The sequence below is a fragment of the Vreelandella zhanjiangensis DSM 21076 genome, assembly GCF_000377665.1.
Classification (GTDB): Bacteria; Pseudomonadota; Gammaproteobacteria; order Pseudomonadales; family Halomonadaceae; genus Vreelandella; species Vreelandella zhanjiangensis.
Genome location: NZ_KB898649.1, coordinates 184,724 through 205,426 on the forward strand (window position 1 = coordinate 184,724; position 20,703 = coordinate 205,426).

21 protein-coding genes are annotated in these 20,703 nt (G+C 46.7%); 2 read left to right on the forward strand and 19 right to left on the reverse strand.

Annotated elements, in window-relative coordinates; genetic code table 11:
* Positions 1 to 76: 76 nt before the first annotated feature.
* From fos to D467_RS0109940, 13 genes are all read right to left on the reverse strand, one after another.
* On the reverse strand, positions 77 to 475 hold the full coding sequence (fos, locus tag D467_RS0109875; protein ID WP_018917355.1) for a fosfomycin resistance glutathione transferase: 399 nt from the start codon (positions 473 to 475) through the stop codon (positions 77 to 79).
* Between the two features lie 48 nt (positions 476 to 523).
* Positions 524 to 1,255 carry a glucose 1-dehydrogenase gene (locus D467_RS0109880; RefSeq protein ID WP_018917356.1) on the reverse strand — a complete coding sequence of 244 codons (732 nt, stop codon included), beginning with the start codon at positions 1,253 to 1,255 and terminating at the stop codon, positions 524 to 526.
* 188 nt (positions 1,256 to 1,443) lie between these two features.
* Positions 1,444 to 1,923 (reverse strand): YehS family protein, encoded by a 480-nt coding sequence (locus tag D467_RS0109885; RefSeq protein WP_018917357.1) that lies wholly within the window; start codon positions 1,921 to 1,923, stop codon positions 1,444 to 1,446.
* Between the two features lie 88 nt (positions 1,924 to 2,011).
* The gene (locus tag D467_RS0109890) at positions 2,012 to 2,434 is read right to left on the reverse strand and encodes a hypothetical protein (RefSeq protein WP_018917358.1); all 423 of its coding nucleotides are present in this window, start codon (positions 2,432 to 2,434) and stop codon (positions 2,012 to 2,014) included.
* Positions 2,435 to 2,621: 187 nt separating this feature from the next.
* Positions 2,622 to 2,897, reverse strand: a complete 276-nt coding sequence (locus D467_RS0109895; RefSeq protein ID WP_018917359.1) for a putative quinol monooxygenase — start codon at positions 2,895 to 2,897, stop codon at positions 2,622 to 2,624.
* A gap of 64 nt (positions 2,898 to 2,961) precedes the next feature.
* On the reverse strand, positions 2,962 to 3,435 hold the full coding sequence (locus D467_RS0109900; RefSeq protein WP_018917360.1) for a L,D-transpeptidase family protein: 474 nt from the start codon (positions 3,433 to 3,435) through the stop codon (positions 2,962 to 2,964).
* 61 nt (positions 3,436 to 3,496) lie between these two features.
* Entirely contained in the window at positions 3,497 to 3,943 is a 447-nt protein-coding gene (locus tag D467_RS0109905; RefSeq protein WP_018917361.1) for a GNAT family N-acetyltransferase, read from the reverse strand.
* A 49-nt stretch (positions 3,944 to 3,992) separates the two neighbouring features.
* Positions 3,993 to 4,736, reverse strand: a complete 744-nt coding sequence (locus D467_RS0109910; protein WP_018917362.1) for a class I SAM-dependent DNA methyltransferase — start codon at positions 4,734 to 4,736, stop codon at positions 3,993 to 3,995.
* A 40-nt stretch (positions 4,737 to 4,776) separates the two neighbouring features.
* Positions 4,777 to 5,154, reverse strand: coding sequence for a VOC family protein (locus D467_RS0109915; RefSeq protein WP_018917363.1), 378 nt, complete (start codon positions 5,152 to 5,154; stop codon positions 4,777 to 4,779).
* Between the two features lie 218 nt (positions 5,155 to 5,372).
* The gene (sugE, locus tag D467_RS0109920; RefSeq protein ID WP_018917364.1) at positions 5,373 to 5,690 is read right to left on the reverse strand and encodes a quaternary ammonium compound efflux SMR transporter SugE; all 318 of its coding nucleotides are present in this window, start codon (positions 5,688 to 5,690) and stop codon (positions 5,373 to 5,375) included.
* Between the two features lie 77 nt (positions 5,691 to 5,767).
* Entirely contained in the window at positions 5,768 to 6,322 is a 555-nt protein-coding gene (locus D467_RS0109925) for a GNAT family N-acetyltransferase (protein ID WP_018917365.1), read from the reverse strand.
* Between the two features lie 682 nt (positions 6,323 to 7,004).
* The gene (locus D467_RS0109935; protein WP_018917367.1) at positions 7,005 to 7,565 is read right to left on the reverse strand and encodes a flavodoxin family protein; all 561 of its coding nucleotides are present in this window, start codon (positions 7,563 to 7,565) and stop codon (positions 7,005 to 7,007) included.
* 45 nt (positions 7,566 to 7,610) lie between these two features.
* Positions 7,611 to 8,036, reverse strand: coding sequence for a VOC family protein (locus D467_RS0109940; protein ID WP_018917368.1), 426 nt, complete (start codon positions 8,034 to 8,036; stop codon positions 7,611 to 7,613).
* Between the two features lie 95 nt (positions 8,037 to 8,131).
* On the opposite strand from D467_RS0109940, the gene soxR reads away from it, so the two are divergent.
* Together soxR and D467_RS0109950 are read left to right on the forward strand one after the other, a co-directional pair.
* Positions 8,132 to 8,590 carry a redox-sensitive transcriptional activator SoxR gene (gene soxR / locus D467_RS0109945; protein ID WP_018917369.1) on the forward strand — a complete coding sequence of 153 codons (459 nt, stop codon included), beginning with the start codon at positions 8,132 to 8,134 and terminating at the stop codon, positions 8,588 to 8,590.
* 298 nt (positions 8,591 to 8,888) lie between these two features.
* Complete coding sequence (locus D467_RS0109950) at positions 8,889 to 10,076, forward strand: DEAD/DEAH box helicase (RefSeq protein WP_018917370.1); 1,188 nt, start codon at positions 8,889 to 8,891, stop codon at positions 10,074 to 10,076.
* Between the two features lie 128 nt (positions 10,077 to 10,204).
* Here D467_RS0109950 and rho read toward each other — a convergent pair whose 3' ends face one another.
* From rho to D467_RS0109990, 6 genes are all read right to left on the reverse strand, one after another.
* Positions 10,205 to 11,161: a transcription termination factor Rho gene (gene rho, locus D467_RS19155; RefSeq protein ID WP_018917371.1), complete on the reverse strand. Its 957-nt coding sequence runs from the start codon at positions 11,159 to 11,161 to the stop codon at positions 10,205 to 10,207.
* 86 nt (positions 11,162 to 11,247) lie between these two features.
* Entirely contained in the window at positions 11,248 to 11,646 is a 399-nt protein-coding gene (locus tag D467_RS0109960; RefSeq protein WP_026285707.1) for a GFA family protein, read from the reverse strand.
* 97 nt (positions 11,647 to 11,743) lie between these two features.
* Complete coding sequence (locus D467_RS0109965) at positions 11,744 to 12,172, reverse strand: hypothetical protein (protein WP_018917373.1); 429 nt, start codon at positions 12,170 to 12,172, stop codon at positions 11,744 to 11,746.
* Between the two features lie 85 nt (positions 12,173 to 12,257).
* The gene (locus D467_RS0109970; RefSeq protein ID WP_018917374.1) at positions 12,258 to 13,220 is read right to left on the reverse strand and encodes a hypothetical protein; all 963 of its coding nucleotides are present in this window, start codon (positions 13,218 to 13,220) and stop codon (positions 12,258 to 12,260) included.
* Between the two features lie 703 nt (positions 13,221 to 13,923).
* On the reverse strand, positions 13,924 to 19,536 hold the full coding sequence (locus D467_RS0109985; RefSeq protein ID WP_167324154.1) for a P-loop domain-containing protein: 5,613 nt from the start codon (positions 19,534 to 19,536) through the stop codon (positions 13,924 to 13,926).
* A 678-nt stretch (positions 19,537 to 20,214) separates the two neighbouring features.
* Entirely contained in the window at positions 20,215 to 20,655 is a 441-nt protein-coding gene (locus D467_RS0109990; protein ID WP_018917378.1) for a YtoQ family protein, read from the reverse strand.
* Positions 20,656 to 20,703 lie beyond the last annotated feature (48 nt).

Sequence of the window (20,703 nt, forward strand, 5' to 3'; positions counted from 1 at the left end):
CTCTTGGCGGCGATAAAGAAGTTGACGGGCTTAAGTAATTATCGGAACCAGGAGGAATTTCTTTAGGAATAAATCATTATAACCAGACAAGCCTGCTATACGGCTTTGATTTTAGAGCCCCCAAACGGCTCTCCAGGCCGCCCACGTGAACTTCCAGCTTGTGGCCATCAGGGTCCAGTATGTACACCGAACGCCCTTCGCTTTTATTTACCTTCCACTGCGGCACGCCAGCGTCTTTCAAGTGCTTGCAATAGTCATCAAAATCAGGGGCCGCGATATCCAACGCAACGTGGGTATAATCATTTTTAGGACATGGCGCGTCGCAAGAGAGGCACAGCCATAAATCGCCCGCCGACAGATAAGCCCCTTTATCCCATTTCACATGCCCTTTCAGTCCCATCACTTGGATATAAAAGTGCAATGAGCGCTCTAAATCGCTGACGGCCAGGGTAATATGGTTCAATCCAGTAATCATTGCAGCACTTCCCTCACCTCGCTATGCGCTCTACCGATCTTCGAGAGGTTACCTGCCACCTGCAATATCAATAAAGGAACCGGTGACATAAGACGCCTCGTCAGATAACAGCCAAGCAATCGCCTGGGCTACCTCTTCAGGCGTACCGCCACGCTTTAACGGGATTTGTGGCGCTAACCGCTCAACTCGCCCAGGCTCTCCGCCATCCGCGTGCATATCCGTATGAATAAATCCCGGCCGCACACCGTTGACGCGAATATTTCGGGCGGCCAACTCAATCGACAAGCCCTTAGTCATCGAATCCATTGCCCCTTTGGACGACGCATAATCGATATATTCAAACGGAGAACCCGTGCGCGCCGCGCCAGAAGAGACGTTAACGATGGCACCCACACCCTTAGCCTGATTGATAAACGCTTTGGAGCATAGAAATGCGCTCGTCACATTCGCATTCATGACCTTTTGAAAGCGCTCAAGGCTGATATCCGCCAACTCAGACTGCGTAAACAAAACACCCGCGTTATTAACCAGATGCGTAACGGGCCCAAACGCCTTGTGCGCTGCCTTAAAAAGCCCCTCAACGTCTGACTCTACCGACACATCCGCTTGAAACGTGAGTACGTTTCCACCGGCCTCGTGAATGCTGGCCGCGACAGATTCCGCTGCCGCACTATTTTTCAGGTAGTTAATACAAACGGCGTACCCTTTAGCGGCCAGTAAGGCTGACGTAGCCGCACCGATGCCGCGGCCTCCTCCCGTTACGACAACGACTTTATTCACACTGGTTCTCCATTGGGTGGTGGGCAATCGATAAGCGCGCCGTGAATGCTAGCGTATAGCAGGTAAGGCTTTTTGAACGCATGAATGTAGGGCTAGATATTTCATACGTTGCTTCACTGAACCAGTAAGGCAAAGGCGACAACTCCTCTACCTTGCTGTGAAATACAACTAATGCCCGCTGTATAAACTCAGGCTTCTGAGCCCTTGGACTCTGGGCGCAGCTGGAGCTGAAGGCCCATTAAAAAATTGCGCAGCACCTGATCTTTACACTCACGATAATTCTTATGACTGGGTTTACGGAAAAACGCGCTTAACTCATGATTACTTAAGCGAAACTCGGCCAGCTCAAAAATAGCTAAAATATCCTCAGCTTTTAAATTCAACGCAATACGCAGCTTCTGGAATACCATATTATTGTTCAAATCGGGTTCTGGCGCGGGCGGCGGGCCTTCACGCTTGCCCCGCTTAAAGCTAATAAAGCCGTTCAAAAACGCGGCTAATTCTTTATTTTTCAGCTTAACAAACTCTGCGTCGTCATCTTTTTTCAACCAGGCAGAAACCTGCTCCTGGGTGACATCAAACTCTGCCAGAGAAAAAATTTTCATTACGGCGTTATCTTTTAAATCAAAGACATACCGTATACGGCGCAGAATATCATTATTGATCAAAATACAGCTCCTAGTCTTAGGGAAATCCAGCACAATCAATGTTCATGTGCTTTAGGTTCAGCATAAATTTGTATCTTACGTAGCCAAACTAGCTTGCTGATAGCTTTACAAGCAGCTCATCAATCTCGGCTTTAAGCTCTTCATCATGCACTTTATTAGCGCTGGCCTTGGCATTTTGCAGGCTTTGAATTGCCGCCTCCGTCTGGCCCAGCTCCATTTGCAATTTAGCCATGGAAAGAGCGATGGATGACATATGCTCTTTGGAATTGATCGCAACGGCTTTTTCCAGCGCTTTTCCATAGCCCACCAGCGCGTCATCCAACTCCTCGGTAAAGTCCGCCAGCGTTTCCCACTGCTCTGGATGATCTTTATCGGTATTTTCATTCTCGATGCAAATAGCTTTCAGCTCGGCATAGAGCGAATCAAAAGCCTCTCTATCTTCTTTGTCAGCCGCCCTCATCAGCTTTTCAGCCAACTCGTAGACCGCCTTGTAAATCTTGGTATTAATCATTAACCACAACCCTGTTTCTGAAAACAAAAAATGAAAATAAACCGACTTATTAGCTTATTGAGCGATAAAAAATTCTTGAAGGCGCGCGATCTACAGCCAATTTGTTATTTTATCACTGCTGCGTTCAGGGCGCGTGCGTTTGTTCACTCGCTGCCTTATCGGCTTGATGGGACTAGCGCTCTATAGCTTATTCAAACACCTCGTAATGGCGCTTTACGTTACCAGTTAGCCTTCCCCAGTCGGAGTTCGCCACACGCTGCTGGTGCTGTTCAAAAGCGGTTCGGTCGATAAACTCTTCATAGACGTTAAAACGATACGGATCGGCTTTATCCTGAGTGACCTCGAACATTATGCAGCCTGGCTCTTCAAAGGTGAGCTGTCGGTGATGAATAAGCCCGGCTTTCACGGCTTCAAGATCGCTTTCGGGGACGGTTATAAAACCTTTTAAGGTTACTTTTGCCACTGAGATAGCCTTTTTATATAAAGCCCATTGAATTGGAAGACATCCCGCCTGAATAAGCTGAGCATTACCACTCAATATGAATGGGCGTACCCACCTTTACCAGCTCCATAAACTCGTCCATTTCGGCATTGGTCAATGCAATACAGCCATTGGTCCAATTAAAGCGTTGCGTAATAGGACCCAACCATCCAAGCCAGTTAAATTGGCCGTGCACCATAATAAAACCGCCCGGCGAAACTCCCAGGCTATCTGCATTAGCCGCATCGGCTTCGTTAGGGTAACTCACATGCATTGAGCGGTAAGCAGAGGAGTCTTCTTTCTTATAGTCCAGAACGTAGTGGCCTTCAGGCGTTCGCTGATCGCCCTCCTGCACCTTATGCCCCTGCGGACTTCCGCCAAGCGCGACGTGAAACTCTCTGACCACTTCGTCTCCCTCAAGGAGATACATGCGGTTGTCTGATTTATCTACTTTCACCAAATCGACACCCGCCAGCACCGGAGTCGCGAGGAAGATCAGCAGCCATGCTATTTTGTTCATTATTTAAACCGTCAGATAAAGATTTAAGAGTGTACTGGATAGGCTTTAAAGGGCTCTAGCATTAAAACGCAACGTATAGTCGCAACGCATCCTGGTGCTGTATGCCGTTCTCAAAAATGGGTTCGGGATAATTATCTAGAAAATGGTTTTTAACTACCCGGTCAACTCTAAACCCATGGCGCTGATAATAGGTAAGCTGATACCCAAAGGTGCCGGTGCTTAACTCCACCCACTGCATATTCTTGGTCTTCAGCTCATTCAAGGCGAATCGCAGTAGGCCAGACCCAACCCCTTGCTGTTGAAATTGCGGATATATCGCAATATTGAATATCTCGGCGGTACCGGTATTGATCGGCTTGGCGATGCACGCGCCAATGACCTTTTCATCACGCTTCGCGGCAAAATACCAGGCGCCCTCCAGGTAGGATGCTATGGTTTCCTCGGAAGGGTCCGCTTCAAGCAAAAGCTCGATGGGAATTTCGCTGACACCTACTTCCAGATAGCTCACTTTTCACCTCAGAAATACTTGATACCCAGCGGCAGTACGATGTGTTTTATCAACGACCCGCGTACTGGAGAATTTCGTAAGAGTAGGCGTATTTAAATGCGCCAGTAAGGTCGATACGAGATAGGTCTCCACGTAGCTCCGCCGCTATTGAATCCAATGCCCTGCCCTTTCGCACTGCCTCTTCGATATTCGACTGAGTAGTGAGATATCCCACCAGCGATTCAAGCGTGAACGTTACCGGCAGCCAGCCCTTTTTACTTGCCAGGGCGGAGAGCTGAAGGTCATCGCCAAGCTTCATATCTTCATAACGTATGCGAGGCGGTGATGGGAAGCGCTCAAAGTATTGATGCCTGAGCCAATCATTGAACGTGTCAGAAGTCGAGTGCCCCGCGAACGCGAAGTTATAGATGATCCAGATAGCCCCAGGATTGGATGCGGTTTTATAGGCAGCCAGTGCTTGGGCAGTATCGAACCAGTGAAACGCCATACACGTCGAGATGAGATCGAAGCGGCCTTGCTCGGGCAGCTCAGTGTAGTCCGCCTTTCTCACGGTTAAGCCACGCCCTTGCGCGATGGCCAGCATCTCGTTTGAGGAATCAATACCCATGACCTCCTGGGCAATATCCAGAAGTGGAACGGTAGAGTCGCCGGTGCCGCACGCTACGTCCACTGCCCGGCCAAAGCGTGCGGCGGGCAGATGCCGTTTCATGATCTGAAAGAGGGCTTGGTGGGTTTTCGGACGGTATTTATTGTATCGCTGCCCGACGCCGGTATCGGCAAAATACTGTGACATATGTGCATCCCTTGCGGCCGAGTGCTAACTAAGTGCTGGCTTATTTATGACAAACAGCTTCGATATTGTAGCCATCGGGTTCCAGAATAAAGGCAGCATAATAGCTGGAGTGATACTGAGACCTGACCCCAGGAGTGCCATTACACACACCCCCATATCTTATTGCCATCTCATGAAATGCCCTGACTTCTTCGCGGGTGTTGGCGCGAAAAGCGATATGGCTCCTCGGCGTATGAGGCGTCTGTTCTGAAATCCAGAAATCACCGCCAGGATCGTCGCTTTTATTTGCCTGCGCCCCGAATCCGACCGATGTGCCTAGATCCAGGCAAATTCTATACCCAAGTGTTTCAAGGACGTTTTCGTAAAAGCGTTTACTCAGGGCAATATTGGATACGTTGATTCCGGTGTGATCGATCACTGCCTGCTCCCACGATGAAGACTGTCTATCTCTTCATACTCGAATTTTTCTCTTACAGATAGATGTCAGATATCGAACGGCTACTCTCTGACGACGTTACAAGTAAAAGCTTCTACAGAAAAAACACTAGACTGAAACCGGCACAACACTATTGAATAGCCATACCTGACAAGCCATTTTCATCAAATGCTCAGCGGATCATCAGATCAAACGCCCTGCTATGCATGGGCGAGTTTAAGTCCCGCAAGCCCCGCAACGATCAACGTTAAACTCATCAGTTTGAGTACGCCCACCGATTCGCCAAACAGCACGATGCCTAAAATGGCGGTTCCCACCGCGCCAATCCCTACCCAAATCGCATAGGCAGTGCCCACGGGCAAAGTTTTTAGCGCCAGGCCCAGCAATAGAAAGCTCGCCGCCAGCGAGAATATCGTCCAGGCGGTGGGCCAGAGTTTTGTAAAGCCCTCCGAATATTTCAGCCCGATGGCCCAGCCGATCTCTAAAAGGCCCGCGACAAACAAGATAAACCAGCTCATGTATTCCTCTTTTAAGTACCGGGGCCGTCCCCTGACGAAAATCGAGCGGTGAGGTCGTCCTCACTTTAAAGCGGCGACTATGTTCGGTGATCACTCACCAGCCTGCCATACATAGCCGAGTCCGAGACGATGCCATTAATTTCCCAACGCTCTCGTAGCAGGCCCTCCCTTAAAAAACCCAGTTTCTCCAGCGCCTTCGCAGAAGAATGATTATTCGGGTCGATCTCGGCCTCGATACGCCGAAGCCCCAACGAAGTAAATCCGTACTGTATTAACGCCTCCCCCGCCTCACTGATATAACCTTTTCCCCAATAAACACGACCCAATCCAAAACCTATCTCGGCACGTTTGGATTCCCGGTCATAACTGAACAGCATACATTTTCCCGCCAACTCACCTGTCGACTTCAAATAGATGCCGAGTACAAGCGCCTCTTGACGATGCATCAAAGCGGCACTCTCATCGATGAAATCAAGGGCGTCCTGAAGAGTGGACCAGGAGGGCGTGTTCCAATAACGCATGACCTCTGGATCGGAGAAAATCTCCAGCAGGCTTTGCGAATCGTTTAGGACGAGAGGCTTCAGCGTTAATCGCTCGGTTTCAATCACGGGTAAGAATAAATCTTTCGACATACACTGCCCTTACAAGAATAGCGCCACGCTCTTCGGCAAACATGAAGCGCAGCAACGATTTAACCAGGTTTGGCTCAGTACTGCTTCAATCCAATACAGGCCTGAACAAGCTGCGTTCATAGCTGACGATACAATCGACCTTCTTAGGATCGATGACGTACTTAACTTAGCAAGTGATCATCGATACAAAATCCCGGTATTTGATTGATTCATATCGCTAAGCTCGATTTACAACCACATAGGGTAGCGGTATAGACGTTCAATTTCAGCGGTTTGCCAAGGCTTTTCTACCTTCTTCAGTATGAACGCCACTTACTCTTCGATGCTGCCGTGCGGAATTTCCGGAGTTTCGTAGCCCCACTGCTGATACCATCGATTTCATTCCCTCGAACACCTCAATGGCCTCATCAAACGTTTGATCGCGCTCTGAATTCTTAGCGAAAATCTCCTCCCATGCAGGCAAAAGAAAGACGACATTGTTATACGGGAATGCTTGAACGTACTCCGCAGTTTCGCTGTGCGTTAACGCGCTTTTGCCTCAAGCATATACAACGCATCAAGCACCCCGCGATCAAAGAACATCACGTCACAGGCGCTTGCATTGCGGTACTTGTCGATATCCGCGCTGAGTATTTGCTGGGCAAAAGCGACTCCGTTGCATAAATTTGCACTTTTTCCTACTTCACGCCGCGAGCTTTTTCCCAACTTGCACTACCCGCTGACCTAAATACCGTGCAGCAAGTAAATCCGTTTCATTGAGCTCAGTATCTACACAATGAGCGATAAGCCCAGACTGCGCACCAAGCCTATTTCGCTTTGCGGGATCATAGTTGCCGGGTATATCCAGCCCCACCCAAAACATACCATGTTGATTAGCGAACACTTGCAGGTACTGAATGGTATTCAGTTGATCACCACTTAAGTTAGCGCCAATGGTAAAACCAGCTGCTATTTTGTTTGCCCATACTTGCGTTGCCCACCACTCACTTGTGGCATCCGTAAACGCCTTAAACTGCGCTGATACGCAGCCCATATAAGTAGGGGAGCCAAAAATAATCGCATCAGCAGTATCTAAACTCCGCAGCAGCTCAATGTTAACGAAACGCCCTTCAACAATATCGGCGCCCACAATTTCTACTGCGACCACTTCAACACCAGATTCAATTGCCGCTCCTGATGCAACCGATTGGGCCAACCTTTTGGTATTGCCTGTAGCAGAATGAAAAACAACGGCGACTTTCACTACACTCCCCCCTTACAGTTGCTCTGATTCTTTCTACACTGCTGATTAAAGCGCATCGCGATTTAAATTACGCTCTGCCGGTATATCACTCAGATACTCCACAAACTCCACTTCAAACCCGGCCGGGTCAACGAAGTAGACGTTTTTACGAAACGGCTCGGTGGCACCCGGCTTGGCAACGGCGAAGCCCACGTTATTTAATCGAGCTACCACGGCATCTAGGTTGTCGGTCACGTAGGCAAAGTGGGCCAGGCCCACGCTATGGCCTTCCAGCGCCCGGTTTTGTCCTTCGCCATGATCGCTTAACGCCAGGTAATGCCGGTCATCACCAAAGTGCACCCATTTGCGCGGTTTGCCGTACCACTCGCCATGCCCCTCGTCGCGTATATGCCAGTGAGGGAAAGCGGCGCGATAAAAATTCAGCATGGCATCCATATCAGCAACGACCAGATTCACGTGTTCCAGGTACATGTTGTTCTCCTTGCGTAGGTTCGGATAAAAGGTTAAAACCTCAACCCAAGTTGAGGTAAAGCTTTTTTTGAACCAGCATAAAAATGGGAGCGAGAATGGCGGATGCGAACTGGAGTGTCGGCAAGGTGGCCAAGCGCTGCGGCATTAATATCAGCGCCCTGCACTTCTATGAGCAGCAAGGGCTGATTCAAAGCTCGCGCAATACAGGCAACCAACGCCGCTATAAACCGGAAGTGCTAAGGCGCATTTCGGTAATCAAAGCCGCGCAGAAGGTTGGCGTTAGCCTGGATGAGATCAAGCAGGCCTTTGAGTCACTGCCCAATAACCGCACGCCCACGGTAGAAGACTGGCAGCAGCTTTCCAAGAACTGGCAGCGCATGCTGGATGGCCGTATTGCGTACCTGCAAACGCTGCGCAATAACCTGAGTGGCTGTATCGGCTGCGGCTGTTTAAGCATGACCAGCTGCCCGCTGTATAACCCGGATGATCAACTGGCTGAGCTGGGTAGCGGACCGGTACTTTTGGATCAGGCGGAGGAGAATGCTCGGTTATAGTCTAAAAAAATCCTATTTATATTAGATTAAGTACTTTATTTGTTTCTATAAAAAAGCTATTTAATAAACTGATTATGACCTAATACGCGGCACTCATAATGAACAAAATAAGATTATAAAAAAAACTGCAAAATTACTTAAAATTCGTTGTAATTAACAGTTTAAGTTCATTACATAAATCGCCATTCAATACTATCAAGTCAGTTTCACTATTCGAGCAACGAACGGCTGCTTTTACGCTATACTGCACCACTTTTTATTTTCGACACCCCTTACGACGATCTGTCAGAGCCCCATTATGTCATTTGCAAAACTCGGTTTATCCAATCCTCTTGTTCAAGCGATTACCGACCTAGGTTACAAAACGCCAACGCCCATCCAGGAACAAGCGATTCCTGCCATTCTTTCGGGTAAAGATTTAATCGCCACCGCACAAACCGGAACCGGCAAAACCGCTGCCTTTGTTCTGCCTCTGCTGGAAAGATTCAGTACAGCGGGAACGCTACGCGGCAAACGCATACGTGCGCTGATCCTGGTGCCGACCCGTGAGTTAGCGATTCAGGTCGAAGCCAGTGTGGCTCAATACGCTAAACACCTGCGCTTAACGTCTATGGCGGTGTATGGGGGTGTGGATAGCGAACCTCAAAAAGAGCGCTTGATTGAAGGGGTTGATATTCTTGTCGCCACACCGGGCAGATTGCTGGATTTGGCTCATCAGCGTGCGCTACATTTTGATGAACTTAAAGCCCTGGTGTTGGACGAAGCAGACAGAATGGTCGACATGGGTTTTGTCGACGATATCAACAAAATTATAGAACGCCTGCCTGAAAACCGTCAGAACCTGTTGTTTTCGGCAACGATGACTGGCGACGTTCGGGCGCTGGCCTATGGTTTTTCAGACAGCAAGATGACCGATCTAGCGTCTGAAATATCCATTTCTCCCAACGAGCGCGCCGCCGCCAGCATCAAGCAATGGCTAATCGCGGTAGACAAAGACGCCAAGTCGGCCTTGTTGAGTCACTTGATCAACGAGCAAGAGTGGGACCAGGCGCTTATTTTTACCGAGAAAAAACACAATGCCGCGAAGCTTGTTGCCCAATTGGAAAAACGCGGCATCATCGCAGATTCCATTCATGGCGGTAGAAGCCAGGCCATGCGCGAACAAGTTTTAGGTCAGTTCAAATCCGGCGAGCTCAAGTACCTGATCGCTACAGGGGTGGCCGGTCGTGGTTTGGATATCGGTGAACTGAGCCGTGTAGTGAATTACGATTTACCCTTTCAGCCAGAAGAATACATCCACCGTATTGGCCGAACCGGCCGTGCGGGTGCCTCAGGTGAAGCCATCTCTTTGGTCGACATCAGTGACTTCAAGAATCTTTGTGCCATTGAAAGGCGATTGAACAGCATCATTGAGCGTAAGGAAATCGAAGCCTTTCCGGTTAAAAAAGCAGTACCCGCTTCAAACTTGAACTATAAAAAGAAGTAATCGCTAATACATAACAAAGAAGCTCACCTATTGAATGAATAAAAGGTGAGCTTCCCTGCTGTTTTTTTAAACCGGAGTCCATTCACCAACACATTGATAAGCACTGGGGCCGACACACTTCGCTCTTACTACTCGGCGGCTGAAAACGCTTCCAGCAACTCGGCATTGGTTGGATATTTCTCCAATAGCTCAAACAGCTTCTGCGCCCCTTCGATTGGTTTGAGCTGTATCAACGCGCGGCGCAGTGTGCGTACTTTTTCGATATCCTTTGTATCAATCAAAAGCTCTTCTCGACGGGTACTGCTCTTGGCGATATCGATGGCCGGGAAAATCCGTTGATTGGCCACCTCGCGTGACAGCACGATTTCCATATTGCCCGTACCCTTGAACTCCTCGAAAATCACCTGATCCATACGACTGCCCGTATCTACCAGCACGGTGGCCAGAATCGTGAGCGACCCGCCGTTTTCGATCTTTCGCGCGGCGCCAAACAGCTTTCGAGGTATTTCCATCGCCCGGCTATCCAGCCCGCCGGACATGGTACGGCCATTGCCCCGCTGCTCGGCATTATGAACGCGCGAGAGCCTGGTCAGTGAATCGATCACGATCATCACATCATGCCCCTCGCCCGCTTGCCTACGCGCCGTTTCAAGAAGCTTATCAGCCATTTGCACATGATGGGTGTAGCTTTCGTCTGACGACGACGCATGTACCTCTGCCGACACGCTACGCTTGAAGTCCGTCACTTCTTCCGGGCGCTCATCGATCAGCAAGGCATACAGCTTTATCTCAGGATGCGCCTCGGCCGCGGCTTGGCAGATATGTTTGAGCAGCGTCGTTTTGCCGGAGCCTGGGGGCGCTACGATCAGCCCACGCTGGCCCATCCCGATGGGCGTGATCAAATCCATCGCCCGCACGCTGCGCTGGCTGGAACCAGGCTCTAGGTGAATGCGTGGGGAAGGATGAATGGCAACGCCATTTAGAAAGCGTTTTTCGGGGTCATCGGGGAATTGACCTTCCACTTCGTCGGCGGGCTTGGTTTCTACCTGACGTTTTACCTTCAAACCGAGTGTTTTTCTCGTCATAAGATCGATGGATCGCCTTGGGTAAGCTGAGTGCATAGAGTAATGGCTAGGCTTTGAAAATGGTATCGAGCGCGCGCAACACTGCCTCAGTCATTCTCGGTGAACTGGGGCAAATCGTCGGCAATCTCGTACCACGGTGCCTTGTTGCCCACGAACACATGGCGGCCCGGGCGCACACCGGGGTCGGTATCTAGGGTGCCAAGGGGAAGCGCGTAAATCTCCGGCTTTTCAGTGAACCGGGTATGAATGCTGGACCCACAGGTCGAGCAGAGCACCTTGAACTCCCCCGGGGACGACTCAAACGTTTTAAGCAGTTCTTCGCCTATGACGGTTCGCCAGTCGCTGGCCTGCACCTTGGCACAGATTCGAAAAGCGGCCGCGTGGAGCTTGCGGCACATCGAGCAGTGGCAGTGATAAACGTCGGTAAGGGCGCCTGTTATTACGTATTGGATGCCGCCGCTGAGGCAGCTGCCTGATAGGGTCATTTTTTAACTCGCTATTTGATAACGCCCGCAATAAACGGCGCGAGGAACGAGCATCCAGCGACCGAAGGGAGCGAACTTAATCGCCTGGTTAGCCATTTTACACACATGGGTTCTCATAAATGGTCCTTCTCAGCGCCATAGCGGCAAACAGAGCCATTTCTCCCAACTCCTTTTCTGCATGTTCTGGATTATCAAGCAACTCTTGATCGCCCCACGGGTCATTTACGTGCACCCATTTATTTCGGTACTTTCGGAGCTTATGCAAATCCGACCGAAGATCGTTTGCTATAGGAGTATTATCGATTAACTCAAAGAGGCTGCTGCGCTCCTTCCCGGCATACTCGGACCTCAGATAGGTTTCGATACCTGAAACTGCTGTCAATATTGATGCGAGGTTCGCCCCATGCACAAATGCCAGATCAGATTCTCGAACGATGAAGGAGCACCATTCCGATAAGATGACACCGCCTTTTAAAAGCTCGTTATCAAGGGACAAGATGTGATTCCAACGTTCTTCTTGGTTCATATGGTTAATGCCTCAAATCACCGGCAGAAAAAAAAGCAGAGCGACGAAGGAACGGCGCTTTTACTGTCCGAGTAAATTTGTCTTATTAGCTTTTCTTGTGCTCATTAAGCCTTTCCAACAGCTCTTTTCTCGTTGTAGAAAAAACATCATCCTCACTAATAACAAAATCTATATTGCAACTTATAACGCCTGTACCGTAAGACCATGGTTTATCGAAAAAATCATCTTCCTCAGGGCGCAGAAATTTGCATGTTTCTGCTGTTTTCCCATTGGCAATTTTCAATGCTGAAACGATATTGTTTATCGACATTGATACTAGTTGAATAAGTAAGATGACTTTCTCAACCTTCCAATTTATTGAGGTTCTTTTGGATCTAATGCTTCTATTGCGCTTTGATGTCCCTACAGGTTCTATTCTAAAGAATGAAGATCCATGCTCGGATGAGCCAATCATTTTCATTTCTTCGGCGGGTGGAGCCACCCCATATTCATGCTCCAATCCTACTGCGAGAGAAAAACCTCCAGAACGAACCCTAAAGCCATGTTTGATACTGTTATATTCGTTAACATGATTCGCATCACTTAACTCATGAGATAATCTTTGCCATAGTAAGGCAAATAATTTTGCTGTTTGTGCGTTTTTATCACTATCTGGTTTGTAGCATTGGAATACTTTTTTTGAAATAGACTCCCATGACACTTGCTCAATATTCAGCTTTGTAAACAGCGTATTGGGATAACTACCAATATTTTTTACTAATTGCCGTAAGTTATTGTTTGAGCATTTGGCTATCCAAGCATATGCGCAGTCTGGTGCCTGAATGTATGCCCCTAACAATGAAAACATAGTTTCCATTGCATGATGCAGAGTAGCCCTGAGTGCTATAGCTGCTCTTTTTTCGTCCTCAGAATCAAGATACGCATTGAGCAAATAATCAAAGTATTTTACGTCGATTCCATCAAGAAACTCACTGTTTCTTTCGGCTATATCTATTTCCCAAATACAGTATGGCTCTTCATTTACGACTAATATTGAATTCTGCATCATATTTCTCGCCCTGAAAGCTAATGCCCGAATTAATCCGCACCGCAAAGCGGTGTCGGCTTGAATAAATTGTTAGGTGCGTTTGCGACGCTGCACCGAAATCTGCTGCGTAATGCGGCGATTGATCTTGCGCTTCCACTCAAGCTTTTTTTCGGATAGCTTTCGCTTGAGGCGAGTGCTAACCACGAATTCGGACTCGGTGTCATAGATGTAGCCCATTTTTCGACCATGCTCGATGACGTCAAAGTTTGCGTTGCAAATGGATCTTTCGCAATGCGTTTCAGGCCGTCGAACAAATTGCCAGTGTCGATGCCAATGAACCGATTGATACAAACGTTTCCTACGTAAGTCGATTCGCCTGTGATGCGATTTGTTATATAGCAGTGCTCTTTGATCTCTTGCACACATGGGCAGTGGTCGACTCTTCCGTGATGTCGACACTTATCAAGTGCCACTCAGTACGGGCTATCTCGAATTTATCTGACCGCGAGAGCGGAAGTATGTGAGCTTTCAGCCTTTCGAAATTGTGCTCCATATCGGTCTCCGATGCGCACCTAACGCCGCCAACACGCGCAGCTTTGAAGTGAAGGCGAAGCCGCAACGGAAAAGCTGTCGCTGTGCTTGGCTTTGTTAGCTCCAGTATCTAGCTCAATAAACATTAATAATTAACTTTAAAGAATGAACTATATTAAATATTTTAATAAAACTAAATTGGCGAAATAGCAAACGTTTTAATTGGCTCCGAAGCGTGAGTAAAATCACGCCTGTCAACACAAGTCATCTCGGCAATTAGATAATAATTGCCGCCAGTTTGTCTTTTGAACTTTTCAAAAAAATCTTTCGATACTGAAAAATAGGTTCCGAGAGAGTTGCCTACGTCTCGGTGATGGACTGGATACCATTGGTTTACCCAGTATCTCCAAGCGCCATTACTTATGCTGCCGCCGAAATACTCTACGCTAGATTCGCTTTGGTTTACTGTGATGATTGGTAAGTCTCCTACGGAATAGGTAGGTCGAAAATAGCCTCTCGATAGCCAATCAGTTTCCCACCTACCAAAGGAGGAAGGCCATGTCCATTTGGCTAAAGGAAATATGCCTTGCTCAGAATTTCGCACATGATCAATTGAATCAAAAATCATCCTAGGGTCGTCAATTTCAGAGCTTTGAAGAAGAATTAGAATGACCTTTAGATCAAGGCATACTCCAGTGTGGTTTCTTAGGATGGGGCCGTTGGCATGAAGTAATATTTCATCAGGAGAAGCGGCAAAACCTGCTAAATATCTCTCAAGTTCATTCTGCCCGGGCAAAGAATCATCTTTGCTCAAATTGCCTAATACGGGCCAACTGTATGGTGGATCGGAAGGACATAGATTTACAGCAATAAAGCCAAATGGTAATGCCTCTTGTGCATATGAATAGCAAACCTCGGAAGGGATGGAGTGCTTGTGCATAGCATAAGCTAATGTACGAAGGAATGCAGACACTATGGAGGTCTCTGCACGCCATGAGAAGCTTATTTGGATTCTATCCTGACGGTAAAACTGATCGCCGCAAAAATCATATGGGTCAAACATGTAGCATGGCCTTCTTTCCCATACTTTCTCCCATTCAAGAAGGAAATGCTTCTCAAGCGGTACATTGTGCTCCTGTTCAAGCTCTTGAATAATACCTATAAATCTCAAGGGAACGCCGTTGGCAAACTTGTCATACTTGGCTTTATTTGGAGTTAAGTTATCGGAGAAAATAGAATATAGAATTGATAAGTCATCTCGGTCTTCATCCATCAAATCTAATGACTTCAATAGTGCATCGGAAATAGGTGAAGGGTATTGAATTGCTTTTGTAACCTCTTCTTCGGTAAAGGGGGGAGTTTCGACAAGTAACAATACAGATAAAAAATCTACGATATCAGCCTCGTAGGGTTGCTGATTCAAATAATGTAAATATAAGGCGCGAAATTCGATATTTGAGTCATCTTGTAAGAGGGCTGCTATTTGCTTGGCTGTTAGGAGTCGGGCGTATCTATCGGGCAACTTGAAGTGCAATAGAGTTAGATGGAATGGAATATTCTGGATTGATACAGGGTCGTCATACCAATACAGTTTGGTCAAAGGAAGATGCGCTATATCACCTTCAAGGCTAGTTACCATAGTTTCAGTAATCTCGGCCGCTAGGGCAATCTGTCCCGCTGAGATCAAATAAGTAACAAGCTGCGTAGAAGGAACGACTATATTCTCATCCCTCTGTAGGCTGGAAGAGCCTGGTGCCATCGTATCGCGAAGGAGGTTTTCCCAATGCATGCTGTAAGTATTGCCATACTCCCTTAATGCCTCTTCTGATCCAGAAGAAAAATAAGGGTTCCAGCAATTGTTTAGTTTGATATTCCTGACAGCCCACTTATAAGCTGCGTTCTTTCCTTCGGTTTTTGTGCTTAGCAAGAAAATATGATGTAAGCACCTATTCAGTTCGTAATCTGATTTGCTTTGGTCATAGTAGTCGCTGAATGTAGTGAGGATAGAGCTCGCTTGGCCTTGAGCAGCCCAATAGTTAATCCAGTCCGAAATAAACTTTTCACGAATCTGGTATGAAACTGAATGTAAGGCTGCCGTAAAATCAGTAAGGTTGGTGGGGTGTATAGTGGATGGTTCAGGACATTCTGTGTTGACATCTTCGTTAGTGGAAGAGCGCTCTCTTGGCGGTGGAGGCATGCCTCCAAGAACGTGGCACTGGTCTTCGTAAATACCTCTCAGAATATCATTATCTTTGCTTCTTTCATCTAATGCTATCATTGCATCAAATGTTGTCATGCACTTTAAAAATGAATGCTCTGGCTGCGTAGAAAGTGGAGATGACTTTACGAAACTTTCAAGTATAACACGTGTATTATGCCAATTTTCTTCTGATAGATGATAATCAAATTCGTCTACAAGGCGTTCTGGGTTGTGCTTTGCCAATAATTTAGTGAACCATCCGGGAATATGTCGAATTTCTCGCTCTGAAAAATCAAAGACATCACTTGTAAAAGTTGTTACTCGTTTTAGCCAATAAGAAACTTGGGGGCAGTTTGAATCAGAGCATTCCTGTATCGCTTCAAATACCTCATGTAAAGTAATGTCTTTTCTATGGCCATAACCGACTGTATTGAGCGCGGTACGTTCTAGAAATTTCGCGGCTTCATCGTAAAGGCCAAGGTTGACTGCCAACTTTGCCAGATCAAGACTGTCATTTGCCAATGTTGCAGTATCATCTCTACGGAGTATCTCGGCATCAAATAGTTTTGAGAATTCTAGAGATGCAGCTTCTTTAGGGAAATTGAAGATTGAGTTTTGAGTGGCAACATCAAAAAACGCGCGAGAATCCCACCAAATACTTTTGGACAGGGCGCCTAGCTGATCTTGATTAAGGTTTCCGAATTCACCAATAGAGTTGCATAAGATGTTTAGATGAATCGAAATTTTGGCTAATGCCTTTCTAATGCTGAATAGGACTGCTGTGATTTGATAGCCCATTAAAAAATTATCTGGGCGTTCGAGAATGGCAAAAGAATCATACAAATCATGTATCTTGAATTCTTTTCCTTGCTTGAGTGTTTTAGCAGTATTCAATGATGCAAAACGGAGGGTTAACCATGCGTTTTTGAGAAATTCCTGAAGATTCGTTGGATTAGTGAATTTCGGAGTTTCAATATCTGGGCAATTATTGAAGTTTGATACGAGTATGCTAAAAAAGTAATCATAAAACGGAAGATGGCGGGTGTCTTCGTACTCAACAGGGCATTCAATTTCGTCAAGTTCGCCTATTTGAGGATCGTTTCCAGCTAAAAGTTGATAGAGCAGATATATGCTGGACTTCGTGTCTCCAACTTTAGGGTTAATGGCTTCGAGTGCGGCGCCTTCAATACTTGCCGCTAAAACTATTTCATCGTAGATGGCCGGAACAATATCTTCTGGAATTTCAAAGCGGGATAAATCAAGGAGTAAGTGTCTATGCCCATATTGAACAAGTAGTTCAACGATTTTTCGGAAGAAAGAAGCCTTATCATTCAGCCTTCCATAGAAATCGTTTATGCGGTCTAAATCAGGATTGTTATAGCTAGTCAGCGTATGAAGATAGTCATCGACTAGAGTGTTTAGAGTCTGGTAATGATTTGAGTCTTCCTGGCGTGCATAAAAACGAATTCTTCGATAGATTTCCTTGGCGCAGGCATCAACGACCCTTTCGTCTTTGTCTTGGAAATGTTTGGCTACAATTGCGATTTCATTGTCTGAAATAATTCTTAGGTTGTCGGCTCGCCAAAGAAGCCCAAAATTGTCTTGAGAGATACTAAGTGAGCAATCGAGAAAATCACTAAAGTCCTGAATCTGAAACTGCGGCCCATTCAGTAGTCTCGTTTTCAATACCCTTAGTCTTAATAGTTCTGGATATAGACTTCTTTCAAAAGCGATGCGTTCGGCGATGTTAAAAATGTGCTCGATGTGCTCTAAGGGGTAGCCCTTACAAAGCGATTGTACCAGCCAGTCTCTAGTGGTTCCTTGTAATAACGGGGCTGCATTCCCTAGATTGGCTTCAATAATCCACTCCCAGCCCCACTTCCAATACTCAGGCGCATGTGTATTGATCCAGGTTTGAGAGATTCTATTTAGCCTATCTCTTGATTGAGCGAAAACATCCTTACGCTTTAAATATACGAATAGACTGCTATGAAAAGGGTTTATTCCGCTTAGTCTCTGCTCTACGAGGTGTTGGATTTCAGAAAAACTGTTTTGAAAAATAAGGCTGTCGTGAAAGCAGTAGCCTAGGTGGGTTTTGTCTGGCCAGGAAAAATCGGCATTCGCTATAAGAAGAAGAATTTCTTTTGCGCTCTCAGAAAGCTTTACCCATAAATTCTCGTAGTACTCATGTATGTTTCCGTCTGGGCAGGTCGGAAGTTTCTCCACATCATATTTATTTATTTTGTTCTTTGTTAGCTGCAGGCTATTCAGGGAATAAAGAATATGGAGAGGGTATCCATGAGAAATGTCCAACAACGCTTGTGATATTTCTACAATTTCACTACGTTGATGCTCATTATCACCAATTACATTAAGTTCTTCGCTAGACACTAGGAAGTCAATTCTTGACTTAATGGCTTCAAGACCCATGGAGGGGATATCTAGCCAGGATTTATCCCTTGGTGCTGAGCGTAACAGTGAATTGGGAAGATGCTCGTCGCTTATCGGCTGCGTTCCGAATAGCAAACAAATCTTATCTTTGAAGGGGATAATCCGATTAACTAAGTGTTCGAGTTGGCTTATATCAGATCTTTCACGATAAATATGATCTAACCCATCAATAATTATAACTAGAGTTTTGTTGTCTTCCGCAGCTTTATCTGCCGCTTTACTTATCCAAGTCTCTAGCTGCTGGGGGTCAAATTTGTCACTATCGAAGTCGTTGGGATAAAGGGTTTTGATCTGACTTTGTAAAGACTGAGCTGCATTATTAAAAGCAATTCTGTCCCCTATAAATTGGGGTGATAAATAGTAGTGGTGTCTAATTACAGGTGTCTTCTTCTCAATTAGTTCGTCAGTTAAGAATGACAAATATGTGCTTTTGCCCATACCCGGTAGGCCTGAGATAATTGAACTACCCTGCTTGGCTGTTCTATTCAATATTTCGGTATGAAAATCGTCTGTGGGAGGTGTATATCCTCCTGGAATTTCAAAAAATTGGGAAATTGTTTTTCTAGTTCCCAGAGATAAGATTTCGTTTATATGTCTAAGATAAATTTTGCCATCTGGTGATGGTTCGTTTTTTCTTGTAGCCCAGCGTTCAATAGCTTTCAATAATTGGAGCCAGCTTTCATTGCTAGCATGGTCTGGTACAAGCGAGTCATGTAGTTTAAGTTCTAAGTCGTCAATCGTCTTTTGGCTATGTTCAAAAATTAGTGTTGCGAAAAAATTCCTAGCCTTTTGTTCTGTTCCTAGCTGGCCAGATATTTTGGACTTAATATCATCGGGTATGAGGGAGTAGTCTATTTTGTCTTCTTTTAGACAATGTGAAACAATCTGGTCAGGCATTCTGTTTGTAATAAGCTTGGCAATGGATATTGTGCTAGAAGTACCAAACTTCTCGATGTCGGCTGACCATTTTTCTATAAGAGATGTGCCATTGCCCTTTTTCTTGAGTAGCCAGTCAAAATCTAAACGCAAATCTTCACGTTCAGAATCAATTGTGAATTTGACTTGGTAGAGCTCATATTCTCCACTGACTGTAAAGCAAATAATATCATCAAGGCTCTTTACATGGCCAAGCCCTTGATTACCCTCTATGCTCATCCATTGATACTTCTCTGGTTTGTGAAACCAATTTATCAGTGTACGAATACACATAAGGTCTTGGTACGTGTACCCAACGCGAGTTAGTTGCGATGGTTTAATTTTGGAGGTTGTGACCAAAAGAAGTATCCTCCTTATGACTTCGGCTCGCTAACAATGATTATACGCCCAGCCACATAACATCAATAAACGCGCCAGCACCTTCCTTGATGTTATACAGCCTACACAAAAAACATAACTCACTGTTTCATATAGTTTCTCAAAACTCCCAGGCAGCATATTAATTATTCGCGTGCCTGCTCGTTTTGCTCATTTCAATCATACTCTATTCACAAATTTACCTTCGGTCACGTGGTAATTTGATGACGCCGCTTAGCAATAGGTCGTAGAGATAGTTCTGATTTGGGACGTTCGGTAAGTAGTGACACCTGTTTATAGAGAGCGGTAGGATGATGCGTTAATTGTGAAGGCATCGGGGCAGCTAGCGCTGCCCTTCGCGGGTGCCTTATTGGCTCGTGCCTCGCCAAATCGTTACGCCGCGCTACGGGGTTGCTGGCTGCTGTGGCGTAATCGTCGCGCGCTGAAGCGTGCTCCTACGCGGGGGGCGGTGTGTTGGCTGGGTTGGGGAAAGCGGAGGCTGCAGGCCGTGAAGGCCTGCAGGGTATTTTTGGGTCTGGCTTACGCTTTGAGCACGTACTTGAGGGTTTCCACTACCTGGTCGGTGGTGGTGCACCAGGCCTGCGCACCGGCATCTACTTCTTTCAGCGGATGAACGATATCTTCGCTGTGCAGGGTGATGTAGGGCTTTGCTAGTGCGGAGCAGTAACCCGCATCAAACGCGGCGTTCCACTGTTTGTATTTGTCGCCGAAGCGCACGACTACCAAGTCACTTTGTTCGATCAGCGTGCGGGTGCGGATGGCGTTGACCTTGGAGGATTGGTGGTCACGCCAGAACTGGTTGCTCTGCTCGCCTAGGTGATCGCCTGCTGCGTCAGAGGCGTCGTGGTCAGTGACTGGGGCGGTAAAGACGATATCCAGGCCTGCGGCTTCTGCGCCGCGCTGGATTTCGTCGCGCCAGTCGGTGTGAATCTCGCCGGAAAGGTAGACGTAAAAGCTCATGGCTTGCTCCTTGGATGCTGACTATCAGGTAACTCTGTAAAGCCATTT